The 18,114-nt window shown below is 68.4% G+C and carries 16 protein-coding genes; 8 read left to right on the top strand and 8 right to left on the bottom strand.

What is annotated here, in order from left to right; translation table 11 throughout:
• Window positions 1–93: 93 nt before the first annotated feature.
• Entirely contained in the window at window positions 94–912 is an 819-nt protein-coding gene (locus tag DL990_RS26910) for a peptidoglycan-binding protein (protein WP_125800309.1), read from the bottom strand.
• A gap of 256 nt (window positions 913–1,168) precedes the next feature.
• Between DL990_RS26910 and DL990_RS26905 the strand changes: the two genes are divergently transcribed.
• The 3 genes from DL990_RS26905 (at window position 1,169) to DL990_RS26895 (ending at window position 6,092) form a co-directional block, all read left to right on the top strand.
• Window positions 1,169–1,936, top strand: a complete 768-nt coding sequence (locus DL990_RS26905) for an NBR1-Ig-like domain-containing protein (protein ID WP_233620579.1) — start codon at window positions 1,169–1,171, stop codon at window positions 1,934–1,936.
• A gap of 428 nt (window positions 1,937–2,364) precedes the next feature.
• Entirely contained in the window at window positions 2,365–2,934 is a 570-nt protein-coding gene (locus DL990_RS26900; protein ID WP_233620578.1) for a YbhB/YbcL family Raf kinase inhibitor-like protein, read from the top strand.
• A gap of 32 nt (window positions 2,935–2,966) precedes the next feature.
• On the top strand, window positions 2,967–6,092 hold the full coding sequence (locus DL990_RS26895; protein ID WP_125800307.1) for a BTAD domain-containing putative transcriptional regulator: 3,126 nt from the start codon (window positions 2,967–2,969) through the stop codon (window positions 6,090–6,092).
• Here the strand turns inward: DL990_RS26895 and DL990_RS26890 are convergent.
• Both DL990_RS26890 and DL990_RS26885 read right to left on the bottom strand, forming a co-directional pair.
• A complete protein-coding gene (locus tag DL990_RS26890) occupies window positions 6,076–6,798 on the bottom strand; it encodes an ABC transporter permease (RefSeq protein WP_370451381.1) in 723 nt (240 codons plus the stop codon). The genes DL990_RS26895 and DL990_RS26890 overlap by 17 nt on opposite strands.
• Before the next feature lie 17 nt (window positions 6,799–6,815).
• The gene (locus tag DL990_RS26885; RefSeq protein ID WP_125800305.1) at window positions 6,816–7,748 is read right to left on the bottom strand and encodes an ATP-binding cassette domain-containing protein; all 933 of its coding nucleotides are present in this window, start codon (window positions 7,746–7,748) and stop codon (window positions 6,816–6,818) included.
• 133 nt (window positions 7,749–7,881) lie between these two features.
• Between DL990_RS26885 and DL990_RS26880 the strand changes: the two genes are divergently transcribed.
• The gene (locus tag DL990_RS26880; protein ID WP_125800304.1) at window positions 7,882–9,099 is read left to right on the top strand and encodes a cytochrome P450; all 1,218 of its coding nucleotides are present in this window, start codon (window positions 7,882–7,884) and stop codon (window positions 9,097–9,099) included.
• On the opposite strand, the gene DL990_RS26875 is transcribed toward DL990_RS26880, so the two are convergent.
• Window positions 9,083–9,973, bottom strand: coding sequence for an EamA family transporter (locus DL990_RS26875; protein ID WP_125789810.1), 891 nt, complete (start codon window positions 9,971–9,973; stop codon window positions 9,083–9,085). The genes DL990_RS26880 and DL990_RS26875 overlap by 17 nt on opposite strands.
• Window positions 9,974–10,067: 94 nt before the next feature.
• Between DL990_RS26875 and DL990_RS26870 the strand changes: the two genes are divergently transcribed.
• Window positions 10,068–10,574, top strand: a complete 507-nt coding sequence (locus DL990_RS26870; RefSeq protein WP_125789809.1) for a MarR family winged helix-turn-helix transcriptional regulator — start codon at window positions 10,068–10,070, stop codon at window positions 10,572–10,574.
• Here the strand turns inward: DL990_RS26870 and DL990_RS26865 are convergent.
• From DL990_RS26865 to DL990_RS26850, 4 genes are all read right to left on the bottom strand, one after another.
• The gene (locus DL990_RS26865; RefSeq protein ID WP_125800303.1) at window positions 10,563–10,937 is read right to left on the bottom strand and encodes a GntR family transcriptional regulator; all 375 of its coding nucleotides are present in this window, start codon (window positions 10,935–10,937) and stop codon (window positions 10,563–10,565) included. The two genes, DL990_RS26870 and DL990_RS26865, sit on opposite strands and share 12 nt — an antisense overlap.
• On the bottom strand, window positions 10,928–11,644 hold the full coding sequence (locus DL990_RS26860; protein WP_125800302.1) for a hypothetical protein: 717 nt from the start codon (window positions 11,642–11,644) through the stop codon (window positions 10,928–10,930). The genes DL990_RS26865 and DL990_RS26860 overlap by 10 nt, the downstream gene beginning before the upstream one ends.
• A gap of 101 nt (window positions 11,645–11,745) precedes the next feature.
• The gene (locus tag DL990_RS26855; RefSeq protein WP_125800301.1) at window positions 11,746–14,277 is read right to left on the bottom strand and encodes a phosphocholine-specific phospholipase C; all 2,532 of its coding nucleotides are present in this window, start codon (window positions 14,275–14,277) and stop codon (window positions 11,746–11,748) included.
• Window positions 14,278–14,688: 411 nt separating this feature from the next.
• Entirely contained in the window at window positions 14,689–15,102 is a 414-nt protein-coding gene (locus DL990_RS26850; RefSeq protein ID WP_125789805.1) for a hypothetical protein, read from the bottom strand.
• Window positions 15,103–15,302: 200 nt separating this feature from the next.
• Between DL990_RS26850 and DL990_RS26845 the strand changes: the two genes are divergently transcribed.
• The 3 genes from DL990_RS26845 to DL990_RS26835 are packed head-to-tail and all read left to right on the top strand — an operon-like array spanning window position 15,303 to window position 18,114.
• Window positions 15,303–16,016, top strand: a complete 714-nt coding sequence (locus DL990_RS26845) for a Crp/Fnr family transcriptional regulator (RefSeq protein ID WP_125800300.1) — start codon at window positions 15,303–15,305, stop codon at window positions 16,014–16,016.
• A 59-nt stretch (window positions 16,017–16,075) separates the two neighbouring features.
• Window positions 16,076–16,297: a hypothetical protein gene (locus DL990_RS26840; RefSeq protein WP_125800299.1), complete on the top strand. Its 222-nt coding sequence runs from the start codon at window positions 16,076–16,078 to the stop codon at window positions 16,295–16,297.
• A gap of 38 nt (window positions 16,298–16,335) precedes the next feature.
• A complete protein-coding gene (locus DL990_RS26835; RefSeq protein WP_233620577.1) occupies window positions 16,336–18,114 on the top strand; it encodes an HEXXH motif domain-containing protein in 1,779 nt (592 codons plus the stop codon).

Here is an 18,114-nt window from a genome sequence, read left to right as displayed (position 1 = left end):
GATCTTGCCGCCGATCGACGAGACGTTGACGATCGTGCTGGACGCGGCAGGGCGAGCGGCCGAAGCCGCCCGCCCGGTCCGGAACGCGGTGGGTCACCCGCGCTTGAATTCCTCCCAGGTCACCTTCTTCACCTTCGGACCGTCGTCCTTGGCGTGGCTCGCCAGACCGTTGAGCCCCTTGAAGTAGTCACCGGCCTGTGCCTGCGCCTGCGGCGACATGTCGGTGTCGCTGATAGCGATACCGTGGATGTGCTCGACCCAGTCGCCCTGGCTGGGAGTGCGGTGCCACGCGGCGAAGCCGACCTCGCGCAGTGCCTTCACCGCGGCGGTCTTGTTCGAGATGTTGTTCACCGAGATGTCGACGGCGCCCCCACCGTCGTGCGTGCCACCCGAGGCGCCGACGCCACCGGCGTTGTACGAGCCCTGGGTGATGGTGAACTTGACCCCGGCCTTCTTCTCCGCGGCCGCGATCATGTCGGCGGTGCGCTTGTTCACCGTCTTGCCGTCGAGGCTGGTCTTCGATCCGACGCTGATCGGCGCGGTCACGGTGTAGCGGCCCTTGCCCAGTTCGGTCAGCGAGCCCTTGCCCGGCAGCCCGCTGGCGGCGAGGCCGCTGTGCCCCAGCGACTTCTGGTACTTCTGGTACGCGGTCACCGTCGACGTGCCGAAGTGACCGTCGACCTGCTTCTTGTCGAGAAGGTTCTTCGCGGCCAGCGCCTGCTCGACCGCCTTGACGCTCTCACCGGAACCCGGCGTGATCGACTGGTCGGCCTTGTACGGATCCCACATGGCCGCCTTGACCACGGCCTCCATGTTCACCGACGGCGCGGCCACCGCGGGCTGTGCCGCCGTCATCCCCAGCGCGGCTCCGGACAGAGCGGCGAACATCGCGGCGGTTGCCACCTTGCGCATGACTGCTCCTTCACTCGTCGTGCTGCTCCCTGTGAGCGGCTTGTGATCGACACTGGCCCGAGAGCGGTGTCAGCCGGAACCGCCTGTACGGAACGTCTGACGTCAAAAAGCGCAGGTTGACAGCGTTTGACAGGGCCGCGGCCAGGCCGATACCGCTGGTCAGCGCGGCGATCCGGACACTCTTCGCGATATAGTCACCTGGCCGCGCAGAGTGACGAAAATCGTTGTCACATCAGACACGATGGCGAGGGGAAGCGTGCCGGAACCGCGAACAGACGAACGGGCACCGGAGCTGGAAGCGTTCATGGCCGAGCTGCGGAAGCTGCGCACGCGGGCCGGGGAGCCGTCGTTCCGGAAGATGGCCGCGAAGTCCGGCGCGGTGTCCCACGCGACCCTGCACCTCACCGTCACCGGCAAACGGCTTCAGCCGTGGGAGACGGTCCGGGAATTCGTCCGCGCCTGCGACGGCGACGAGGATGAGTGGCACGCCAGATGGCAGGGCGTCCAGCTCGTGCTCGCCACCGACCGTGAACCGGACCCCGCTCCGCGATGGCGGTCCAAACGTGTCCTGGTGCCGCTCGCCCTCGCCCTCGTCCTCGTCGCCGCGATCGCCGCCGTCGTCGTCATCCTGCTGCCCGGCGGGCAGGACGCGGCCGGACCGCCGCATCCCGGCGACTCGAGCAAGTTCATCGCCGACGTCACCATCCCCGACGACACCGTCGTCAAACCGGGCACCCAGTTCGTGAAGGTGTGGGAGCTCCAGAACACCGGCACGGTGGAGTGGCGGAAGCGGTACCTGCGCCGCACCGACCTCCCGGTCGCGCCCGGCACCTGCCGCACCCCGGACCGGATCCCGGTCAACGACACCGCCCCGCAGGGGCGCGTGCAGGTGACGGTCACCGTGAGCACCCCGCCGACCGCCCCCGTCGACTGCAAGATCTTCTGGAAGATGGTCGACGAACAGGACAGGGAACTCTTCCCCGCCAACAAGCCGATCTACTTCTCCGTACTCGTCCGCCCCTGACCCGGACCCCGCGAGTTCCGCCCCCAATCACGCGAGTTCCGCCCCCAATCACGCGAGTTGCGCCTTCAATCACGCGAAACCCGAGTACGTGAAGGGGGCCTTCATGTACCGGCAGCCCGCCTGACCCGGAACTCACGTGATCAGAGCCGCAACACGCGTGATCAGAGCCGCAACACGCGTGATCAGAGGCGCAACACGCGTGATCAGAGATGCGACACGCGTGATCAGACGGACATCACACGGCGGTACCCGCTCGTAGGCGAGTTGCGCCTCCAATCACGTGAGTTGCGCCTTCAATCACGCGAAACCCGAGTACAGGACCCGGCGAAAACACCTCGATCGGCCGGAAAAGTGCGCTAGCCGCCGGTTTCCCGGCTGCCTACGCTGAATCGGGCGCACGGGAACCACCAACGCCTCGGGAGTCTCCGATGAGAGCAACGAGAATCGTGTTCTGCGCCTTGTTCGCCGTCGGCGCCACCGTCCTTTCTCCGTCGGCATCGACGGCATCGACCGCGTTCACCCTGACCAGTACCGCGTTCGCCGACGGCGGTCTCATGCCCAAGGTCCACGAGTGCACCAGCGGCGGCGGGCAGGATCCGGCCAAGAAGAACGAATCGCCGCCGTTGGCCTGGCCGGGTGCTCCCGCCGCGGCCAAGAGCTACGCGATCGTCATGCGCGACCTCGACAACGCCAACCTCATCCACTGGGTCATCTACGACATCCCGGCGAGCACGGCCTCGCTCCCCCAGAACGTCCAGCACGTCTACCGCCCACCGGTTCCGGCAGGCTCCAGGCAGGTCTACTACCGCGGGAGCGCGAGCCTCTACGGCTACCAGGGACCGTGTTCGCCCTCCACCGTGAACACCTACGAGTTCGTCGTGCACGCCCTCGATCGGGCTTCGCTCACCGGTCTGAACTCCGGTTCGTCGACGCAGACCGCCGCCAGGACGATCACCGCGGCCTCGATCGGTTCGGCGAGGATCACCGGCGAGTCGTAAGTCCCCTGGTCACCCGTGGCAAAATCGGCCCAATGCGGATCGGGATGCTGGGCCCCTTCGAGGTACGCACGGACGACGGCGGCCTCGCCGACGTGCCGGGCGCCCGGCTGCGCGGGTTGCTGATCGCCCTCGCGCTCGAACCGGGGCGGGTGGTTTCGAAAGCGACGCTCGTCGACTGGATCTGGGGTGAACAGCCGCCTGCCGACGCGACGAACGCCTTGCAGCGCTTGGTTTCCCGGCTGCGGAAGGTGCTGCCGGAAGGGGTCGTCGACGGCCAGACGGACGGCTATCGACTGAAGGTGACGCCCGACGACGTCGACGCCGTGCGGTTCGAGCGTCTCGTCGAGAGCGCCCGCGGCGACGAAGAGCCGAAGCGGCTGCGCGAGGCACTCGACCTGTGGCGCGGCGCGGCCATGCAGGACGTCGGCCTGCAGGAAAGCGGTGCTTTCGACGCCGCGGTCACCCGGCTCGAAGGGCTTCGCCTGACGGCGTTGGAGGATCGGTTCGACGCGGAGCTCGACCTCGGCCACGGCGCGAAACTGGTCACCGAGCTGACGGATCTGGTGGCCGCGCATCCGCTGCGTGAGCGGCTCGTCGCCGCGCTCATGCGGGCTCTCGCGGCGACGGGCCGCGACACCGAGGCTTTGCTCGTGTACCAGCGCACCCGGGAAGCCTTGGCCGACGCGCTGGGCGTCGATCCCTCGCCGGAGCTGTCCGCGGTGCATGTCGCACTCCTGCGGGGCGAGCTGGGACGCCGGGAGGAGAACCGCAAGACCAACGTGCGTGCCGAGCTGACCAGTTTCGTCGGCAAGGACACCGATGTCGCCAAGGTCCGCGAACTCGTCGCCGAGCACCGGCTCACCACGCTGATCGGGCCCGGCGGTTCGGGAAAGACCAGGCTGGCCACGGAAACCGCGCGTACCCTGCTCGGCGACCTGCCGGACGGGGCATGGCTGGTGGAACTCGCGGTCATCGACCCGGGTGGGGATATCGCTCAAGCGACGCTCGCCGCGCTAGGCCTGCGCGACGCGCTGCTCGGCGACTCGTCGAGCGCCGAACCCGTCGAACGGATCATCGCCGCGATCCGCGAGCGCGAAGTCCTGCTGATCCTCGACAACTGCGAGCACGTGATCGAGGCGGCGGCGGCCTTCGCCCATCGAGTGCTCGGGGAATGCCGCCGTCTGCGGATACTGGCGACGAGCCGGGAGCCGCTCGGCATCACCGGTGAGACGTTGTGGCATGTCGTGCCGCTGGCCGTACCGGACCGGCACGCCGGCCCCGGCGAGATCGAATCCTCCCCCGCCATCCGGTTGCTGCGGGACAGGGCGAGCGCCGTGCGCAAGGATTTCGTGGCCGACAAAGCCACTTTGGCCACGATGGCGCGGGTTTGCCGGGTGCTGGACGGGATGCCGCTCGCGATCGAGCTGGCCGCGGCCAGGCTGCGCACCATGTCCGTCGACCAGCTCGCGAACCGGCTCGACGACCGGTTCCGCCTGCTGACCGGCGGCAGCCGGACCGCGCTGCCCCGGCACCGGACGTTGCGTGCCATGGTCGACTGGAGCTGGGAGCTGCTGAGCGATGCCGAACGGACCGTCCTGTGCCGGCTTTCGGTGTTCTCGGGCGGGGCGAGCCTGGAGGCGGCCGAACAGGTCTGCGTCAGCGAGGCCGTCGAGCAGTACGAAGTCCTGGAGTTGCTCACCGCACTGACCGAAAAGTCGTTGCTGGTCGCCGCGGGCGACGAAGCGCCGCGCTACCGGATGCTCGGCACGATCAAGGAGTACGCCGCGCAACGGCTCGCCGAGGCAGGCGAAACGATGCTGGCACGCCACGCGCATCTGGCCTGTTTCACCGAGCTCGCCGAGGCCGCCGAGCCGATGCTCCGCCGCGCCGAGCAGTTGGAATGGCTCGCCAAACTCAATGCCGAGCACGACAACATCACGTCCGCGATGCGCGGCGCGCTCACCGCGGGCGAGGCACCGGAGGCGATGCGGCTCGCGGCGGCCTGCGGCTGGTACTGGTGGCTCAGCGGGCACCGCGCGGAAGGCATGGAACTGGTCAGCGCGGCCGTCAGGACGCCCGGCGAGGTGTCCGACGACGTCGCGGCCGTGGTGTACGGGCTCGTCTCGCTGTTCGTGAGTTCCGGTTTCGCCGACGAACACACGGCGGCGAAGTGGATCCACGAGTCGTACCGGCTGGGCATGCGCAGCGAGTCGAGGCATCCGCTGCTCGGACTCGTCGTCCCGCTGGAACGCATGCTCGCGGGAGACGACACGCTGGCCGCGTGGGAACCGGTGCTGGAGGACGAAAACGCGTGGGTCCGCGCGCTGGGCAGGCTGCATCTCGGCAAGATGCGAATCACGCTCGGCCATCCCGGCCGGGAGGCGGACGAATATCTCGAGCAGGCGCTCAGCGAGTTCCGGGCCCTCGGCGAACGGTTCGGGATCTCCTTCGCCCTGACCGAATTGGCGGACCGCATCGCCACTCGCGGTGAGTTCGCCACCGCTTGCGAGTACTACGAAGAGGCGGTCAAGGTCGTGACCGAGGTCGGTTCGGTCGAGGACCTCATCCGGCTGCGGTCGCGGCAGGCGCAGCTGTACTGGCTGATGGACGACGAGAAGGCCTGCGCGGCCGCCATGGCCGAAGCGCAGCGGTACGCCGAGCAGGTCACGTGGCCGGGGGCATTGGGCATGATGGCCCTTTCAGAGGCGGAACTCGCCCACTGGCGCGGCGAATCCGAGGAAGCGGCGAAGCAACTCACCTTCGCGATGACCGTGATGGGTGACGAAGCGGGCCTGGGACACGTGCGTGCCATCAGCCACGACCTTCAGGGCTACTTCGCGGACGATCTCGAAGAATCCCGTGCTCACCGGGAAGCGGCCTGGCACGCGGCCGCCGAGGTGCGGCACGTGCCCCTGATCGCCCACATGATGGTCGGTGTCGCGGATCTGGCCCTGCGCCAGGACGATCCCGAACGGGCAGCGCGGCTGCTCGGGGCGGCCGACGAACTACGCGGACTGCCGGATCGGTCACGTCCGGACGTGACCCGGCTCGAGCGGACAGTGCTGCGCCGCCTCGGCGAAGCGAACTTCGCGGAGGCGGCGCAGGAGGGCACCAAGGCGGACTGGAAGCAACTGGTCGAGGTCACGCTCGCTTCTTGAACGTCGAGGACGCCCACAGGTATCCGGCGAGCGCGATCGCGGCGCACCAGCCGAGAGCGAGATACACGTCGCCCGCGGCCGGTGCCCCGTTGAGAAGGCCGCGCAGGGTCTCGATGATCGGCGTGAACGGCTGGTACTCCGCGAACTCCCGGAGCCCGGGGCCCATCTTCTCGGCGGGAACGATCGCGCTGCTGAAGAACGGCAGCATGACCAGCGGCACCGAGGCCATCCCCGCGGTCTCCGGGGATTTCGCCGCCAGGCCCAGCGCGACGGTGAGCCAGGCCGCCGCGAAACCGAGCAGCACGACGATTCCGACCACACCCAGCCAGTCGAGGAACCCCGCCGCCGGCGAGAAGCCCAGCAGGAAGGCCACGCCGGTGAGCGCCGCGATGGCGATCAGGTTGGTCAGCACGCTGGCGATGACATGTCCGTTCAGCACGGCGCCCCGGGACACGTCCATGACCTTGAACCGGTTGATGATGCCCTTGGTCATGTCGGAGTTCACCGCCGTCGCGGTCGCGCCGAGCCCGTAGCAAACGGCCAGCAGCATCAGTCCCGGTGTGGCGTAGTCGATGTAGTCGACGCCGACGCTGAACGCGTCACCGAACACGTACACGAACATCAGCATCATCACGACCGGCATCAGGATCGCGTTGAACACCGAGGTCGGATTCCGGACGAGGTGCTTGAAGTTACGGCGCAACATCACCGTCGAGGGGGATTTCACTGCACTGCCTCCGTGTTGTGGCCCGTCAGGGCGAGGAAAACGTCATCGAGATCAGGGGTGTGGACGGAGAACTCTTCGGCGCCGACCGCGTACTCGTCGAGCCGGTCCAGCAGCGAGCGCAGCGATTTCGTCCCGCCGTCACTGGGGACCCGCAGCGCGAGCGTCTCGTCGTCCCGGGTGGCCCCGGGGAAGATCCGCGCCGCCGCGTCGAGTTCGGCGACGGTGGTGAACCGGAGCCGGACGTGCGTGCCGGGCATCTGCCGCTTGAGTTCGTCGGGCGTGCCGTCGGCGACCAGGCGGCCCTGGTCGAGGACCGCGATCCGGTCGGCGAGCTGATCGGCTTCCTCGAGGTACTGGGTGGTGAGGAAGACGGTCACGCCGCCGGCGACCAGCTCGCGGATGATCGACCACATCGTGCGACGGCTGCGCGGGTCCAGTCCCGTGGTGGGCTCGTCGAGGAAGATGATCCGCGGATCGCCGACGAGCGTCATCGCCAGATCCAGTTTCCGGCGCATGCCGCCGGAGTAGGTCGACGCCGGTTTCCGTGCCGATTCCACCAGGTCGAAGCGTTCCAGCAGGTCGGTGACGACCCGCTGGCCGGCGGTGCCCCTGCTCAGGTCCACCATCAGCTGGAGGTTCTCCTGGCCCGTCAGCAGTTCGTCCACCGCGGCGAACTGGCCGGTGACCCCGATCGCCGCGCGCACCGCCTTGGCTTCGGTGACGATGTCGTGGCCGGCGACCTTCGCCGTCCCGCCGTCGGCCTTCATCAAGGTGGTCAGCAGGTTCACCGTCGTCGTCTTCCCCGCCCCGTTCGGCCCGAGCAGGGAGAAAATGGTGCCGGCGGGGACTTCGAGGTCCATACCTTCGAGTACGACCTTGTCGCCGAAGGTCTTCCGCAGTCCGGAGACCGCGATCGCTGTGTCGTTCATGGTCACCACTTTGGGCGGCCGCGCTGACACGCCCCCGCCACGCCGCTGACACGGGTGGTGTCAGCGCCGTGTCAGCCCGATGTCAGGCCGCGCGGTGAGAGTGGTCGTCACAACCACCACGAAAGGCGAAGCGATGACTCAGACGGTTCCCATCCCGCAGGGCCTCCCGATGGACCGCGACGCGGGCCCCTTCGACCCGCCCAGCGAGATCACCCGGCTGCGCGAGGCCCGCCCGGTGAGTCCCATGGTCTTCCCCGACGGCCACGAGGGCTGGCTTGTCACCGGCTACGACGAGGCCCGGCAGCTGATGGCCGACACCCGGTTCAGCTCGCGCCAGGACATCGGCATCCTCCACGCGCCGTACGAGACCCCGGGGATGCCCACCCCGACCGAACCCTCCCCGCCGATGCCGGGCATGTTCATCGCCATGGACCCGCCGGACCACGGCCGGCTGCGCAAGCGGCTCACCGGCGCTTTCACCGTCAAACGGATGAAGCAGCTCGAAGACCACATCGTCGAGATCACCGAACGGCAACTGGACGCGATGGCCGCGCTGGTCCCGCCGGTCGACCTGGTCAAGGAGTTCGCGCTGCCGGTGCCGTCACTGGTGATCTGCGAACTGCTCGGCGTCCCGTACGAGGACCGGGAGAACTTCCAGGACAACTCCGCCCAGCTCATGGTCAGGGACCAGACGCTGGAGGAGAAGATGGCCGCGTTCATCGGGATGAACACCTTCCTCACCGAACTCGTCACCCGCAAACGCGAGGCGCCCGGCGACGACATCCTGTCCGATCTCGGCCGCCACGAAGACCTCACCATCGAGGAGCTGGCGGGAGCCGCTTTCCTGCTGCTGCTCGCGGGCCACGAGACCACCGCGAACATGCTGTCGCTGGGTACTTTCGCGCTGCTGGAGCACCCCGACCAGCTGGCCGAACTTCGTGCCGACGCGGAGCTGCTGCCCAGCGCGGTCGAGGAGCTGCTTCGCTACCTGTCCGTCGCCGACATCTTCTTCCGCTACGCCACTGAAGACCTGGAGCTCGGCGGCGAAACGATCCGCGCGGGATCGACCGTCATCATCTCGCTGCTGGCCGCCAACCGTGATCCGCGGCGGTTCGAGAACCCCGACTCCTTGGACGTGCACCGCAACGCCCGCGGTCTGTTGTCCTTCGGGCACGGCATCCACCAGTGCCTCGGCCAGCAGCTGGCGCGGGTCGAGATGCGCGCGGGTTTCGAAGGCTTGCTGCGCCGCTTCCCGACCCTCGCGCTCGCCGTCCCCGCCGACGAAATCAAGCTCAAGACCGACATGAACATCTACGGTGTCCACGAACTGCCGGTCACCTGGGAGTCTTGAGGGTCTGGCTGAGCGTCAAAGCGGTGAGGGCGACGGCGAATCCGGTGAGCTGCCAGCCGGTGAGGGTCTGGCCGAGCACCAGGAAGCCGGCGGCCGTGGCGACGAGAGGGTTGGTCAGCGTCAACAGGGAGACCGAGGTCGGGGCGAGGCGGTCGATGCCGCGGAACCACAGCGGATAGGCCACCGCGGTGGTGACGATGCCGATGTAGCCGTAGCCGAGCAGGTTCGCGGCCGTCAGCGAATCCGGGAGGCCTTCGAACAGGAGCGTCGCCGGGGCGAGGACGACGCCGCCCAAGGTCAGCTGCCAGCCCGTCATCGCCAGCGGATGTCCGGGTCGGCCCCATTTCTTGGTCAGGAGCAAGGAAACGGCCATGAGCGCGACGGCGGCGAGCATGGCGGCCAGGCCGAGCGGGTCGAGGCGGGCTTCCGCCGAAAGGGTCAGCAGGGCGACACCACCGGCGCCGACGATCGCGGCGAGCACGATCGGCGCCGGTGTCCGGACCCGGAGCATCGGCAGCGCGAGCAACGCCACCAGCAGTGGTTGCAGGGCGCCGAGGGTCGCGGCGACGCCGCCGGGAAGGCGGTACGCGGCGAGGAAGATCAACGGCAGGAAGGCGCCGAAGTTGAGCATCCCGAGCACCGTCGTCTTCCACCACCACGGCCCGTGCGGGAGCCGCCGGGTCAGGGCAAGGAGGAGCAGCCCGGCCGGGAGCGCCCGCAGCGCGGCGGCCAGCAGTGGCCGGTCCGGTGGCAGCAGGGTCGCGGTGACGACGTAGACGGTGCCCCAGCTCGCCGGTGCCAACGCGGCCAGTCCGACGTCCGTGAGCGTCGGTTTCGTGGGTGCCGTCCTGGGCCGCTCGACGGTGATCGCCATGATGTCTCCTCACTGATAATCTCAACATTGAGATAACAACAGCGACTTCTGTCAATGTCAAGTCTCTTAATGTTGAGATGATTGGAGGCGCATCGTGGCCGACGCGGTGGACGCGGTGATCGGGCTTTGGCGACACGAGCGGCCGGACCTCGAAGACAAGCTCTGGCCCGCCGAGGTGATCGGGCGTGTCCAACGGCTTTCCCGGATCCTCGACCGGAAGCTCAAGGAGTTCAACGCCGAGCATGACCTGGAATCGTGGGAGTTCGACGTGCTCACCACGCTCCGCCGCTCCGGGGACACCGACGGCCTGACGCCGGGCGCGCTGCTCAAAGCCGCGATGGTCACCTCGGGGGCGATCACGAACCGCATCGACCGCATGGAGACCAAGGGCCTGGTCGAGCGGGTGCGCGACAGCGAAGACCGCCGTTCGGTCAAGATCCGGCTGACCGGCAAGGGACGTCAGGTCGTGGACGAGGTTTTCGAGCTCCATCTGGAGAACGAAGCCCGCCTTCTCCCCGAACTGAAACCGGCGCAGTGGGCCGAACTGATCGGTGGCCTACGGCTGCTGCTCGAGCACTTCGGCGACACGTCACTCGAGTGATTCGAGCGCGGCGGCAACGGCGTCCAGCGCGTCGCCGGGATCGACGCCGAGCTCCCTCGCGGCGCGGGCGTATTCGTCCGCCGCCGCCTTGAGGAGCTCCGCTTTACCCGGCCGGTCGGCGCTTTCGGCGACGATCGTGCCCTTGGCGCGCGCGGTGTACACCCAGCCGTTCTCTTCCAGCTCCCGGTAGGCCCGCGCCACCGTGCCCGAGGCCAGCGCCAGATCCCTGGCGAGTTGCCGGATGGGCGGCAACCGGGTACCCGGGGCCAGCGCGCCGGTGGTGATCAAATGGACGAGCTGATCCCGGACCTGCCGCCACGGCGCGATGCCGAGGTCCGTGTCGACGACGACCTTCAGCGGCACCGGACGGCTTCCGCGCGTGAGCGGTGGGCGAGGTGGTACCAGCCGGCGAGCCCGGCGACCACCAGGATCCACGAAACCAGGTTCGTCACCTCCGGGATCGCCAGCGTCACCGTGGCGGCGAGCCCGAGCGCCGCGGCCACCCGCGCACTACGGACGCGCAGCGCACCGTCCGCCGCACTGTCCCCTGTGGACGGTCGGCGCACGGCGAGCAGGATGATCAGCCACGTCACCGCGGAAACGGCCGCGGCCACCCCGAGCAACGTCCACCACTGATGGACCACGAGCCAGACCACCGCGGCCACGACGATCACCGCATAGAGGGCCAGCCCCCAGTCAGGAACGAGCCCGCGTACGGCACGCCGCTCCAACCCGGCCTCACGGCGCGCCCGCTTTTGCGGTCGCTGCGCCAGAACCTCGGCGATCAACGCGCCGATGAGCAGCGTGGCCAGGAAGAGAGACGTGCTGTCGCCCCGGATCCCGGCGAGATCGGCCAGCACCGGCAACCCGAGGAACAGCCACGGATACCAGAACCGGCGTCGGCGCAGGTAGCGCACGGCTTCGGCGACGTCGGACGGCGAAGGATCGTCGACACCCCACCGCCGCAGCACCTTCGCACCCTGCTTTTCACCCGGCCACAGCAAAACCAGGATCACCAGCCCGAACAGGCCCATGATCAGGGCCACGGCCAGCACGTTGTCGATCGGCACGGTCGACCTCCTCGTTCTTGTATCAAGCACACGATACAAGAACGCGAGACCTCACGCCGGATCGGCGTACCTGGCGGCCGTCCGACATCTTTCCTTCCGGGTCACGCCCAGCCGAGCGGGGTGACTTCCGCCGCCGACGTCCACGGCCCGCGACCGCCTGCTTCGGTGAGGGCACGGAACCGCACATAACGGGCCCGGGCAGGCCAGAACCGAAGAGACTTCCGGGCCGCGTCGTCGGGGAAAGTGCCGGTGGCGACAGGACTTCCCCACGCCGAACCGTCCGTGCTCAGGTAGACCTCGTAGCCGCCGACACGGCCGTGGTCCGAACCGTCCTGGCGCGGCAAGTACGCCAGGCCCGTGACGGTGCGGGTGGCGCCCAGATCGAGGTGCAGTTCGTGCGGCAGCGGGTCTTCCCCGCCGGACCATTTGGTGTGCCAATGGGTGGCGGGATCACCGTCGACGGCGTTCGTGGCGGCACCGGACTCGCCAACGGTCTCCTGGCTGTCGGCCGAGCGGACGGTGACGGCGAGCGGCCCCGAGCCCATGACCGGGTCGCTGATGGTTTCGGCGCCGGTCTCGACATGGCCCGCGAAACGGCGAAGGAAGCCATCCGGCCCCTGAACGGTCAGGTCGTACCAACCACTCATGCCGCCTTCGGTGCTGAACCAATCCTCGACCGTCGCGCCGGAAGCGACCGAGTACGTCCACGGCCCGCCGCCCCGGTTGCCGGTGCGCACCGTGATCTCGCACGCGGCGCCCGCGTTCGTCATCTTCAGGTACACGACGCCGGAACCCTGTCGCAGCACGACTTCCGGATTCGGTTTCCCGCCGGTGGTCGCGGTGATCCGGTTGCCCGCGAACCGCCGCACGAAACCGTTGGGGCCGTGCGTGGTGAGGTCGTACGCGCCGTCCGGGGAACCCGCCTGCCAATAGTCCGAGAGCGTCGCGTTCGCGCCGACGGTGTAACGCCACGGCCCGTCGGTCCGGTGCGCGTTGGCGTACACGTAGAAATGCGCGCCCGCCGCTCCGGTGTTGGCGAAGTCGATCCAGAACCGTTCGGCCGTCACTCGCCCCGAAGCCGTGAGCTGGTAGGGCAACGGCCTCGCCGGGCGGACGCCGGTCTCCGACACGGGGAGTTTCTGCACGGAAGGCGGTTGCGGCTGGGTGTTCCACGGCCCGCTCGTCGGCACCGGTCTGGTCAGCGCCGGATAGGTCGCGCTCGGCGCCGTGGTGTCCAGCGCCGACGCCAGATCGCCACAGACGGTGCGCCGCCACGGCGAGATGTTCGGTTCGGCGACGCCACACCACCGTTCCAGGAACCGCAGCACCGAGGTGTGGTCGAAGACCTCCGAGCACACCTTCCCACCGCGGCTCCACGGCGAGATGACGAACATCGGCACCCGCACGCCCAGCCCGATCGGCTCACCGGAGACGAATTCGTCGGTCGTGGCGACGGAACTCTTACCCTCCGCGTCGGAGGCGGGCGGCGCGGGCGGCGGCATGTGGTCGAAGAAGCCGCCGTCTTCGTCGTAGGTCAGCAGGAACAGCGTCTTGTTCCACACTTCGGGTTTGGAGGCGATCGTGTCGAGGATCGACTTGACCAGATCGGCTCCGGTGTTGGGTCCCCACGCGGGATGTTCGGTCTGCGATTCCGGCGCGACGATCCACGACACCGACGGCAGCCTGCCCGCGTCGACATCGGCTTTGAAGGCACTCGGCAACTGCTTCGGCGCGACCCGGGCCAGCCCGCGGTCGTACAGGGCCCGCTCGGCCGCGGTCAGGGTCGCCACGCCGGCGGCCAGCCCGTCGAGCAGCCGGGTCCGTTCGGCGGCCGAAGCCGAATCCAGTGCGTAGTAGAAGTACTCCAGCTTCGGGAAGGCTTTACCGGCGGAATCCTTCACCTTCGACAGCGCCTTGGTACCGACGGCCAGGAAGCTGCTGAAATAGTCGAGCGAATTGTCGCCGTAGTTGTCCCATTCCTGATACACCCGCCAGCTGCGGCCCGCGGCCTGGAGACGCTCGGCATAGGTCTTCCAGGTGTAGCCGGTGTGCCCGGGGTTCTGCCAGGCGTCGTTGCCGATGGCGCGGGTGGTGCCGTCCGGCTCGTAACCGAGTTTGCCGGTGAACAGGTACATCCGGTTCGGGTTGGTGGGCCCCATTTCCGAGCAGTGGTAGGCGTCGCAGACGGTGAAGGCGTCGGCCAGCTCGTGATAGAACCGCAGTGCCGAACGCGTGTGATAGGTCAACGAGCGAACGCCCTTGGCCGCGCGCCACGCGTCGTGCCTGCCTTTGTTCCACGCCCGATGCCCGCCGGACCAGCTGTGGTCGACGTCGGCCATGAACTGGTCGTCGATCGCGTACGGGAGCAGGCTCCCCGCGCCGTCGGGCTGCTGGAACACCGAAGCACCCGAAGGCAGCTTGATCGCGGCCGGATCATTGAAGCCCCGCACCCCGCGCAGCGTCCCCAGATAGTGGTCGAACGACCGGTTCTCCTGCATGAACACCACGACGTGCTCGATGACGTCGAGTCCGCCCGTCGGCGCTTCGGCGGCGAGCGCCTCCCGAACACTCGCCGGGAGCAACGTGAAGGCGGATGCCGCACCAGCGGCCTTCAGCAGGGTACGACGGCGCACGGAGCCCTCCAGGAATTGCGTTGAACCCGTTCGACGGTGCTCGAAACTGCACCTTTTCTGCGACTATCGAGCAGATAGAAGCATAGGTGTCGGATGGGTTCAAGGGTTCCGCCCCGGGGCTGCATGATCGGAGCAACAGGACGCGACTTTCGGATGGTGCTTCAATCCGTGAAGGCCCCCTCCCTACCCTCACGGTAGGCAAGGAGGCCTTCACGGACCCACCACCCGACTCGGCGCCTTTGCCCTATCCCTCAATAGAGCGACCGCCGGCTGACCAAACCTGGCGCGTCGCCTCGCAAGGCGCCCGCATCGGGCAGGATCGGAAACCTCCCATTCGCGAATGACCCGTGGTGGGGGCCGCCCCCCTCGAGCGGCCCCCACCCTGTTCACCCGGCCGGAACCGGCCGGACGTCATTTCTTGTCGTCGCCTGACCGCCGGGACAAGGTCACCAGCGAAAGCACCATGACGACCGGCCAGATCACGGCCACCAACGGGGCGCCCCCGAAAGTGATCGCCGTGACCGAAACCGCCGTCGCGATGAGCCCGCCGACGGGCGACACGTAACAAAACCCCAACGGCCCCAGGAAGAGAGCCCACAACAACGCCGCCTTCACCGACTTGGCCGTCGGACGGGGAACCGGATACCGCCCCGGCCCGAGAACCTCGTGATCGGCGCCCTGATACCAGCCGCCGGACATCAGCGGCGGGTGCGGCGCGAAGAACGCCGGTCTTCGGCCGAACGCCTTGGGCGTCCGCGGATTCTCCTCGGCCGGCAGGTGACGGTGATCCTTCGGCCGTCCCATGACACTTTCGGCACTGCGCATGATGCCCTCCCCCGTCGCCGGCCCGAGGCCTGGTGAAGTCACCTCTTGCCTGGCACAATTACCGGTTGCGGTTCGAAACTTCCGGGTCTTTCTGCCCACTGACCATGCTGGCGAATCGGGGGAGCGGCTGATGCGTCAAATGGAACACAGCGCGAAAGAAAACGGCGCGAGTCCGACTTCCGGGGAACCGGAGGGCCAGGATGACCGGTTCCGCCGCGGATGAGCACGGGGGGCTCGGAACCTGGCGACGGCTGACCCCGGCGGAGCAGTCCGCACTCCGGCGCGCGGGCCACCTGAAAGTGTGGCGGCCTGGCCAGATCCTCGCCCTCCAGGGCAGCCCGCCCACCAGTATGTTCGTCGTCCTGCGCGGCTGGGTGAAGATCAGCGCCACCAACTATCGCGGCGAGGACGCCCCGCTCGCCGCCCGCGGACCCGCGGAAATCGTGGGCGAACTGGCCCCGATCAGCGGACTCCCCCGGTCCGCCACGATGTCGGCGATAGACGAGGTGCACACGCTCGTCGTGCCGAGGGAGAAATTCCTCGGCGTGCTGCGCGCGCGGCCGCGCATCGCGGAGGAAATGTTCCGTAACGCGGCGGTCAGGCTGCAGCAGTCCGACAGGCTGCGTCTCGAGTCCGGCGGTCCGGACTTCCCGCAACGCCTCGCCGCGGTCCTCCTGGAACTGGCGCTGCAGCACTCGGTCGACTGGACGGACGGGAAGCAGGTCGATCTTCGCTTCAACCAAGGGGAATTGGCTGGCTTCGCGCGAGTCTCGCGCAGCACCCTGATCCGGGGTCTCGAAGAACTCCGGCGGCTGGGGGTGGTGCACACCGCGCGCCAGCGCGTCACCATCACCCGCCCTCGCGCACTACGGGAATTGGCCGCCGGACGGCCGCCACCTGTGGATGGGGCCTGAGCGAACCCGAAATCTCGGCTATCCTTGTCGAGGTTCAACTCTCGCAACCGTTTCACGGGGTGGAGGGAATCGGCACGATGAGTTCTTTCTCGGCAAGCACCGAACCGGACATCGAATCGGCGTTGATCGATCTCGACGCGGTCTCGTTCACCGCGTTACGAGAGCTGGACGGTGAAGCCTTCCGGCGATCAGCACGCCATGTCGTCGAACGCACCACTCTCGTCCGCGCACGCTACAGAAGCGATAACGGCGGCGCCGGAGGCGGCGAACGGATCGACTGATGCCGCCATCGGCCGGGTCTCGCCCCACGTTCCACCGCTTGTCATGGCGGGACTTCGACGCGCTCGCACGCCTCGACGGCGACGAGGACATGGCGCGGCGCCTGCGGCGGGCCGAGCGGAGCCGGCGCAAACTGCTGATCCACGCGCTGCTGACCGAAGCCACGAAGATACCGGATCATTCGGGACCGTTGCCGCCGCTGGATTCCGCATGGGAACTCCTCGCACGTGCCGAAGCGCGAGCACCCCGCTCCGTGAACAGGATGCTCACCAATCCGTACACCGGCAGCTGGGCAGGCTATACGACCCGGCTTCTGCGCAACGGAATCGACGGCGTCGGTCCTTTGTGGATACACCTGGGGCACGCACACGCGATCGCCGCGGCCGCGGCGATCCGGGCGGAACTCGACTTCGAAACCGTCGTTCCCGCCTGGCACGGCGACGCCATGCTCCCTTCACTCGGTATGGCCAGGTTTCCCGGCGAGGGGACGTTCACTTCGGTTGTCGTGCGCGGCGTGAACGGCCGGTACTCCGTGTCGAGCGCCGACGCGACGGTGCACTTGCCGGACATGCCCGAGGCCGATGCCGCCGGCTGGTGGGGAATCCGGCGAGTACGGAGCCAGGTCGGCGCGCACCGGTTCTCGTTACGGCTGGACGACCTCGATCCCTATCGCGGGCTCTACGAACCGATCCCGCCGGAACGGCTGCCAGGCAAGGACTTGGCCGATTGGCAACGGCTGATCGACGAAGCCTGCCGTCTGGTCGCCACGCATCTGCCCGGTTTGGCCCGCGTCATGCCGGTGGGATTGGTGTCACTGGTTCCGAAACCCCAGGTGCTCTTCCGGAATCCGAGCGCGTCGACCGGGGAAGCGTTCGGCAGTGCGGTCCTCGGACTGCCGACCGACGGCGCGTCCCTCGCCGAAACGCTGATCCACGAATTCCAGCACATCGTGCTCGGCGGCCTGTTGCACCTCGTCGAGCTGTACGAGCCCGACCCACGGGAGCGGATCTACGTGGCCTGGCGGGACGATCCGCGCCCGTTGAGCGGCGCGCTGCAAGGGGTCTACGCCTTTTTCGGGGTCGCGGCCTTCTGGCGCGCACTGGCTCATGCCGGGCGGAACCCGCAGCGCTCCGAATTCGAATTCGCGTACTGGCGTGCGCAGACATGGCGCACCCTGCAGGTGCTGCGCGCCGACGCGACGCTGACCGTCGCCGGGCGCCGCTTCCTCGACAACATCGCCGAATGCCTAGGGCCCTGGCAGGACGAGCCCGTATCGGCGGAAGCGAGTGAGCTCGCCACCGCCGTCCGCGGCGATCACCTCGCGGGCTGGCGCACCCGCCACCTACGTCCGGCCCCCACCGTGGTCGCCGAAGTGGCAGCCGCGTGGCTCAGCGGAAGACCCAGGCCTCCCGCCGCCTTCGACGTCACCGACCTTCCCCCGACGCCGGTGCCGGACGGTGGCTGGTCTCCTGCCAGAGCGGATCTGATCCGGCTCGCCGTCGGCGGCACGGCGCTGTCGCCGGACGGACGAGTACCGACGGTGCCCGGCGCCACCGCCGCGGATTTCGCGTACACCGCCGGCGATTTCCTCGTAGCCGCCCAGGCCTACCGGCGCGAACTCGTCGCGGATCCGGACCGGCCGAACTCGTTGGTCGGGCTGGGCCTCGCGCTCTCCGCCCGAGGCCCGCATCCCGCCGCCCGTGCCTTGCTCCACCGTCCTGAACTCGTCCGCGCCGTCCATCGGCGCCTGCGATCCGGCCCCCGGCCACCGACCGTGGAACAGCTCGCCGCCTGGATCGGACAACTCGTACCGGGCTGA

The organism is Amycolatopsis sp. WAC 01416 (assembly GCF_003947485.1).
Classification (GTDB): domain Bacteria; phylum Actinomycetota; class Actinomycetes; order Mycobacteriales; family Pseudonocardiaceae; genus Amycolatopsis.
The sequence above is the reverse complement of the archived record's forward strand: the minus strand, read 5'-3'. Positions and strand labels throughout refer to the sequence as shown.

Bases quoted from the DNA above. Each gene is read 5' to 3' on its own strand.
- DL990_RS26910 (WP_125800309.1), bottom strand. From the start codon at position 912: ATGCGCAAGGTGGCAACCGCCGCGATGTTCGCCGCTCTGTCCGGAGCC.
- DL990_RS26885 (WP_125800305.1), bottom strand. From the start codon at position 7,748: ATGAACGACACAGCGATCGCGGTCTCCGGACTGCGGAAGACCTTCGGC.
- DL990_RS26895 (WP_125800307.1), top strand. From the start codon at position 2,967: ATGCGGATCGGGATGCTGGGCCCCTTCGAGGTACGCACGGACGACGGC.
- DL990_RS26850 (WP_125789805.1), bottom strand. From the start codon at position 15,102: ATGCGCAGTGCCGAAAGTGTCATGGGACGGCCGAAGGATCACCGTCAC.
- DL990_RS26845 (WP_125800300.1), top strand. From the start codon at position 15,303: ATGACCGGTTCCGCCGCGGATGAGCACGGGGGGCTCGGAACCTGGCGA.
- DL990_RS26900 (WP_233620578.1), top strand. From the start codon at position 2,365: ATGAGAGCAACGAGAATCGTGTTCTGCGCCTTGTTCGCCGTCGGCGCC.
- DL990_RS26875 (WP_125789810.1), bottom strand. From the start codon at position 9,973: ATGGCGATCACCGTCGAGCGGCCCAGGACGGCACCCACGAAACCGACG.
- DL990_RS26880 (WP_125800304.1), top strand. From the start codon at position 7,882: ATGACTCAGACGGTTCCCATCCCGCAGGGCCTCCCGATGGACCGCGAC.
- DL990_RS26890 (WP_370451381.1), bottom strand. From the start codon at position 6,798: ATGTTGCGCCGTAACTTCAAGCACCTCGTCCGGAATCCGACCTCGGTG.